General features: G+C 72.5%; 5 protein-coding genes. 3 read left to right on the top strand and 2 right to left on the bottom strand.

Annotated elements, in window-relative coordinates:
- The first annotated feature begins 9 nt into the window (after window positions 1-9).
- Window positions 10-603: a TetR/AcrR family transcriptional regulator gene (locus tag V9U70_RS11315; RefSeq protein ID WP_336674388.1), complete on the top strand. Its 594-nt coding sequence runs from the start codon at window positions 10-12 to the stop codon at window positions 601-603.
- A gap of 374 nt (window positions 604-977) precedes the next feature.
- Window positions 978-2315 carry a M28 family metallopeptidase gene (locus V9U70_RS11320; RefSeq protein WP_336674390.1) on the top strand — a complete coding sequence of 446 codons (1338 nt, stop codon included), beginning with the start codon at window positions 978-980 and terminating at the stop codon, window positions 2313-2315.
- Window positions 2316-2430: 115 nt separating this feature from the next.
- Here V9U70_RS11320 and V9U70_RS11325 read toward each other — a convergent pair whose 3' ends face one another.
- Both V9U70_RS11325 and V9U70_RS11330 read right to left on the bottom strand, forming a co-directional pair.
- Complete coding sequence (locus V9U70_RS11325; protein ID WP_336674392.1) at window positions 2431-3645, bottom strand: acyl-CoA dehydrogenase family protein; 1215 nt, start codon at window positions 3643-3645, stop codon at window positions 2431-2433.
- A 5-nt stretch (window positions 3646-3650) separates the two neighbouring features.
- Window positions 3651-4673: a phosphotransferase family protein gene (locus V9U70_RS11330; protein ID WP_336674393.1), complete on the bottom strand. Its 1023-nt coding sequence runs from the start codon at window positions 4671-4673 to the stop codon at window positions 3651-3653.
- Window positions 4674-4833: 160 nt separating this feature from the next.
- Here V9U70_RS11330 and V9U70_RS11335 point away from each other — a divergent pair, with 160 nt between their 5' ends.
- A complete protein-coding gene (locus V9U70_RS11335) occupies window positions 4834-5769 on the top strand; it encodes an NADP-dependent oxidoreductase (RefSeq protein WP_336674394.1) in 936 nt (311 codons plus the stop codon).
- Window positions 5770-6000: the final 231 nt, after the last annotated feature.

Here is a 6000-nt window from a genome sequence, read left to right on the forward strand (position 1 = left end):
TGGCGGCTCATGGCCAAGGCGACGGACGGGAACGGCACCCCCGTCCCCCAGAGGCTGCTGGCCGCCGCCACCCGGCTCTTCGCGGAGCAGGGCTACGACCGCACGTCGGTCCAGGAGATCGTCGAAGCGGCGGGCGTCACCAAGGGGGCGCTCTACCACTACTTCGGCTCCAAGGAGGACCTGCTCCAGGAGGTCTACGCCCGGGTCCTGCGGCTCCAGCAGGAGCGCCTGGACGCCGTCGCGGACACCGACGCGCCCATCGAGCGGCGGCTGCGCGACGCGGCGGCCGACGTGGTCGTCACGACCCTCGACAACCTCGACGACGCCGCGATCTTCTTCCGCTCCATGCACCACCTGAGCCCCGAGAAGAACCGGCAGGTGCGGCTGGAGCGCCGCCGCTACCACGAGCGCTTCCGGGCGCTGGTCGAGGAAGGGCAGCGCGACGGGGTGTTCTCCCGCGCCACCCCCGCCGACCTGGTCGTCGACTACCACTTCGGCTCGGTGCACCACCTCTCCACCTGGTACCGCCCCAACGGCCCGCTGAGCCGCCAGGAGGTCGCCGACCACCTCGCGGACCTCCTGCTCCGGGCGCTGCGCCCGTAGGGCCGGGAGGCCGGCGGCGGGCCGCGCGGCGGCCTCCACTGGCCTGCTCCGCCGACCGGGGCGAGCCTGGAGACATGCCGTACGTCCTGCCCCCGGAACGCGGCGCACGAGGGTCGCGCCGCGGGAAACGGGCGCCGCCTGTCCGTTCACAGGACAGAACTGTCCGGTTTCCGCTCTTGACGGAGCACGGTCATTTCCTTGAGCATCGGTCACGCATCGCGCACCTCTGGGTCTCCCCTCCGGACGGCGCCGGGCTCGACGCCCCGGTACACGTGTCCGGAAGAAGCACCCCTGCTCCAGGACCCGGCCGGCACCGCGTGGCCGGGTGCCCCCCGCACGTTCCGTCCATCCCCAACGGAATCCGGAGCCCGTGAATGAGACCGAACCGCTTCGCCCTGCGCAGATCCGCGGCGGCCGTCACCGCCGTCGCCCTCGCCGCCGTCCTCGGGGCCGCGGCGCCCGCCGTCCACGCGGCCGGGACGGCGCCTTCGGCGGCAGCCGCCGCCGCGGCGCCCGACATACCCGTGGCCAACGTCAAGGCCCACCTCACGCAGCTCCAGTCGATCGCGACCGCCAACGGCGGCAACCGCGGCCACGGCCGTCCGGGCTACAAGGCGTCCGTCGACTACGTGAAGGCCAAGCTCGACGCGGCCGGATACACCACGACCCTCCAGCAGTTCACGGCCAGTGGCGCCGTCGGCTACAACCTGATAGCCGACTGGCCCGGCGGCGACCCCGACCAGGTGCTGATGGCCGGGGCCCACCTGGACTCGGTCTCCTCCGGCGCCGGAATCAACGACAACGGCTCCGGCTCCGCCGCCGTGCTGGAGACCGCGCTCGCCGTCTCCCGCGCCCAGTACCAGCCCGACAAGCACCTGCGGTTCGCCTGGTGGGGCGCGGAGGAGCTGGGGCTCATCGGTTCGAGGCACTACGTCAACAATCTGCCGACCACCGAGCGTTCCCGGCTGTCCGGCTACCTCAACTTCGACATGATCGGCTCGCCCAACGCCGGCTACTTCGTCTACGACGACGACCCCGTCATCGAGAAGACGTTCAAGGACTACTTCGCCGGACTGTCGGTCCCGACCGAGATCGAGACCGAAGGCGACGGCCGCTCCGACCACGCACCGTTCAAGAACGTCGGCGTACCGGTCGGCGGGCTCTTCACCGGCGCCGGATACACCAAGTCCGCGGCCCAGGCGCAGAAGTGGGGCGGCACCGCGGGGCAGGCGTTCGACCGCTGCTACCACTCGTCGTGCGACACCACGAGCAACATCAACGACACCGCACTGGACCGCAACAGCGACGCGGCCGCCCACGCGATCTGGACCCTCTCCGCCGACGCGGGCGAGCCGCCCACCGACGGGGACGTGTTCACCAACACCGCCGACGTCGCCATCCCGGACGCCGGAGCGGCCGTGACCTCGCCGATCGCGGTCACCGGCCGGACGGGCAACGCCCCGTCCGCCCTGCGGGTGGGCGTGGACATCAAGCACACCTGGCGCGGGGACCTGGTCGTCGACCTGGTGGCGCCGGACGGCAGCGCCTACCGGCTGAAGAACTCCAGCAGCGGCGACTCCGCCGACAACGTCATCACGACCTACACGGTCAACGCCTCCGGCGAGGCGGCCAACGGCACCTGGAGGCTCCGGGTCCAGGACGTCGCCCGCCAGGACACCGGGTACGTCGACAGCTGGAAGCTCACCTTCTGACCGCCTCCGCGCGCCGTCCGGCGCGCACCGGCCCGGGCCGGCGGACCTGACCACGGGCGCCGGCCGCCGGCCCCTCGCGCTGCGGCCCCCTCCTCGGGAGGGGGCCGCACGCGGTTCAGAGGTACTGCTTGAGCTCCCGCCGGGCCAGCGACCGCTGGTGCACCTCGTCCGGCCCGTCCGCGAGCCGCAGCGTACGCGCCGCCGCCCACAGCTCCGCCAGCGGGAAGTCCTGGCTGACCCCGCCCGCGCCGTGCAGCTGCACCGCGGAGTCCAGGATGTCCACCACCGCTCGCGGGGTGGCGATCTTGATGGCCTGGATCTCGGTGTGCGCGCCCCTGTTGCCCACGGTGTCCATCAGCCAGGCCGTCTTCAGCACCAGCAGCCGCGACTGCTCCACCGCGACCCGTGCGTCCGCGATCCAGTTCTGCACGACTCCCTGCTGGGCGAGCGGCTTGCCGAACGCCGTGCGCGAGACCGCCCGGCGGCACATCAGCTCGATGGCCCGCTCCGCCATCCCGATCAGCCGCATGCAGTGGTGGATGCGCCCGGGGCCCAGCCGCGCCTGCGCGATGGCGAAGCCCCCGCCCTCCTCACCGATCAGGTTGGCCGCGGGCACCCGCACGTCGTGGAAGACCACCTCGGCGTGGCCGCCGTGGGAATGGTCCTCGTACCCGTACACCCGCATGGCGCGCCGCACTTCGAGCCCAGGCGCGTCGCGCGGCACCAGGATCATCGACTGCTGGCGGCGGATGTCGTCGCCGTCCGGATCGGTCTTGCCCATCACGATGAAGACGGCGCAGTCGGGGTTCATCGCCCCGGAGATGTACCACTTGCGGCCGCTGACGACATAGTCGTCGCCGTCCCGGACGATCCGGGTCTCGACGTTCGTCGCGTCCGACGAGGCCACCTCCGGCTCCGTCATGGCGAACGCGGACCGGATCTCCCCGGCCAGCAGCGGCTCCAGCCACCGCTTCTTCTGCTCGCTGGAGGCGAACTGGGCGAGGAGCTCCATGTTCCCCGTGTCCGGGGCCGCGCAGTTCAGCGCGGTCGGCGCGAGGTGCGGCGAGCGGCCGGTGATCTCCGCGAGTGGCGCGTACTGGAGGTTGGTGAGCCCTGCCCCGTACTCCGCGTCGGGCAGGAAGAGGTTCCACAGGCCCTGCCGGCGGGCCTCGGCCTTCAGCTCCTCCACCACCGCGGGGGTGTCCCACGGAGAGGCGAGCAGCGCCCGCTGGTCCTCCGCCGTCCGCTCCGCCGGATACACGTGCTCGTCCATGAAGGCGAGCAGCCTGCCCCGCAGTTCCTCGGTACGGGCGTCGAATGCGAAATCCATGGCGTTCAGCCTTCCTGAAGAGTGGTGAGGCCGTGCTCGATGAAGACGGGGACGAGTTCGCCGATCCGGTCGAAGCCCGCGCCGACGGTCTGGCCGAGGGTGTAGCGGTAGTGGATGCCCTCCAGGATCACGGCGAGCTTGAACCAGGCGAACGCGGTGTACCAGGAGACGGCGGAGGTGTCCCGGCCCGAGCGGGCCGCGTACCGCTCGACCAGCTCGGCGGGGGTCGGGTGACCGGCCGCGCCGCTGGTGGTGGAGACCGGCGACCGGGGCAGGTCCAGTCGGCAGCTGTACATCGCGAGCAGCCCCAGGTCGGTCAGCGGATCGCCGAGCGTGGACATCTCCCAGTCGAGGACGGCCTTGATCCGGTCGTCGGCGCCGATCAGGACGTTGTCGAGGCGGTAGTCGCCGTGGACGACGGTGGGGGCGGGGGAGCGGGGCAGCCCGCGGCCGAGTGCGGTGTGCAGCTCGTCGACGCCGGCCAGCTCACGGCTGCGCGAGGCGTCCAGCTGCTTGCCCCAGCGCCGCAACTGCCGGTCCAGGAAGCCGTCGGGGCGTCCGAAGTCCCCCAGCCCCACGGCCTCGGGGTCCACGGCGTGCAGATCGACCAGGGTGTCCACCAGCCCGAGGACCGCCGCCCGGGTGCGCTCGGCCCCCAGCGGGGCGAGCTGCTCCGCGGTCCGGTAGGGGGTGCCCTCCACGTACTCCATGACGTAGAACGGCGCGCCGATCACCGAGTCGTCCTCGCAGAGCAGCAGAGGCTCCGGCACCGGCACGGCGGTGGGGTGCAGGCCGCTGATCACGCGGTGCTCGCGCTTCATGTCGTGCGCGGTGGCCAGCACGTGGCCGAGCGGCGGCCTGCGCACCACCCACCGGCCCGGCCCGTCGGTGACGACGTACGTGAGGTTGGAGCGGCCGCCCTCGATCAGCCTCGCTTCGAGGGGCCCGCTGACCATCCCCGGCCGCTCGCGGTCGAGATGGCGGCGCAGCGGGCCGGGATCGAGACCTGGTGGGGGAACTGAGCTCATGGTGCGCACCTCCGGGCGACGGAACGGTCGCCGACCATGATGCCGACCAGTCGGTATGTCGTCCAGTGCCTCCCCTGATCCGGTGGCCGGGAGGCGGCCGCTCTGCCCGACGGCGCGGCGCCGGGTTGCAAAGCCCGCGCTCTGCACGCAAGGTCGAGGGATGAAGGCGATCAGTTACCCCACGTACGGCTCCGAAGACGTCATGGAATACGGTGAGCGGCCCGATCCCACGGTCGGCCCCGACTCGGTCCTGGTGAAGGTGCGGGCCGCCGCCGTCAACCCGGTGGACCGGAAGGCCCGCGAAGGCCATCTGGACGGTGCGATCGAAGCCGTCTTCCCGGTGATCCCCGGCTGGGACGTCTCAGGGGTCGTGGTGCAACCCGGCGTCGCCGTCGACGAGTTCGCGGTGGGCGACGAGGTCATCGGTTACGTGCGGGAGGACTTCCTGTCACGCGGCACCTTCGCCGAGTACGTCGCCGCACCTGTGCGCACCCTGGCCCGCAAGCCCCTGAGCCTGAGCTTCGAGGAGGCCGCGGGGCTGCCGTTGGCCGGGCTGACCGCCTACCAGGTGCTGCACCGCACGCTGAAGGTCCGCTCCGGCGACACCGTCCTGATCCATGCGGCGGCGGGCGGCGTCGGATCACTCGCCGTGCAGATCGCCCGGCACACCGGCTGCCGGGTCATCGGCTCCGCCAGCGCCCGCAACCACGACCACCTGCGCAGCCTCGGCGCGGAGCCCGTGGAGTACGGCGAAGGCCTCGCCGACCGGCTGCGCGAGCTGGCCCCCCAGGGCATCGACGCCGCCTTCGACACGGTGGGCGGCGACGCCCTGCGGGTCTCCGCGGAGACGCTCGTGCCGGACGGCCGGCTCGCCTCCATCGTGGACAGCGAGGTCTTCTCGTACGGCGGCCGCTACGCCTTCGTGCGCCCCGACGCCACCGACCTGGCGCACCTGGCGGAACTGGCGGAGCAGGGCGTCGTCACCGTCCACGTGGACCGGGTGTTCCCGCTGGAGCAGGCGGCCGAGGCACACCGGCTCAACGCGGAGGGACGGACCCGCGGCAAGATCGTGGTGACGGTGGACTGGGACCACTGAGGAGCGCGGCTCCGGGGCGGGCGACGCCCTCCCGGGGCCCTTCCCGGCGGCGACCGACCGCCGCGTTCCCGGTTGCCGCGTTCCCGGCCGCCGACGCCGGGGCCCGGCGTCGGCGGCCGGGCGGGCCGTCGCGGCGGGGCGGGCCGCGCAGGGAGGCCGGGGACATGACGGGGGGTGCCTCTATGTCTTTCGTCAAGGCGTCCGAGTTCGGTGTGGGGTGGTTCGGGGTTG

It is taken from the genome of Streptomyces pratensis (genome assembly GCF_037137275.1).
Taxonomy (GTDB): Bacteria; Actinomycetota; Actinomycetes; order Streptomycetales; family Streptomycetaceae; genus Streptomyces; species Streptomyces pratensis_B.